This is a genomic window from Xanthomonas sp. SHU 199, from assembly GCF_000364665.1.
GTDB classification, from domain to species: Bacteria; Pseudomonadota; Gammaproteobacteria; order Xanthomonadales; family Xanthomonadaceae; genus Xanthomonas_A; species Xanthomonas_A sontii.
On record NZ_AQOI01000608.1, the window covers coordinates 1 to 907 of the forward strand.

Below are 907 nucleotides of genomic sequence, written 5' to 3' on the forward strand. Positions count from 1 at the left end.
TAGACCCTTATTTGACACAAGCGGCTTCAGCCGCGATGGGCTTGACCGGGAACGCCCCGTCGCGGCTGAAGCCGCTAACGCTGGATCCGGTGCGATTGCGGCGGAAACCGGTGCTGAGAGGCGCCGCTAGCCGCCAGCCTCGCCCGCGCGGCCGCGCAGCTTGTCCAGCCGGTCGAGCAGGCCGATCCAGAACGCCGCCGGCAGCTCGGCGACCAGCGGCACGCTGAAGCACCAGTCGTTGACGAAGGCGGCGCACTTGACCGCGTCCTTCTCGGTCATCAGCACCGGCAGTTCGCTGCCGAAGGCCAGGTCCGCGGCGCGGTACTGGTGGTGGTCGGGAAAGGCATGCGGCACCACGCCGATGCCCTGCGCGCGCAGCATGTCGAAGAAGCGCTGCGGGTGGGCGATGCCGGCCACGGCATGCACGCGCTGGCCGGCGAAGCTGCGCAGCGGCCGCGCACGGCCGCCGCGCAGCGGTTGCGCGCTGTCGATGCGCAGGCGCATCGCCCATTCGCCGAAGCCGACTTCGAGCGCGCCGCTGTCGCTGGCCTGGCCCAGATTGATGACCCGGAAATCGCATTCGTTGCCGCGCGCCACCGGCTCGCGCAGCGGCCCGGCCGGCAGCAGGCGGCCGTTGCCGTAGCGGCGCTGGCCGTCCACCACCTCGATCTCGATGTCGCGCTGCAGCCGGTAGTGCTGCAGGCCATCGTCGCAGACCACGATGTCGCAGCCGGCCTGCAGCAGCGCGCGTGCCGCGGCAACGCGGTCCCGGTCCACCCGCACCGGCACGCTGGTCTTGCGCGCGATCAGCACCGGCTCGTCGCCGCCCTGCTCGGCCGAGGTGCCCGGCTCGATCCAGCGCGGCTCCTGCGGCTGGCTGCGCCCGTAGCCGCGGCTGGCCACGCCC

1 protein-coding gene is annotated in these 907 nt (G+C 72.5%); it reads right to left on the reverse strand.

Annotation, left to right across the window (positions count from 1 at the left end; all coding sequences use genetic code 11):
- Positions 1–126: 126 nt before the first annotated feature.
- Positions 127–907: tetraacyldisaccharide 4'-kinase (gene lpxK / locus D183_RS0117820; RefSeq protein ID WP_017910195.1), on the reverse strand; the 781-nt coding region annotated here is incomplete at its 5' end.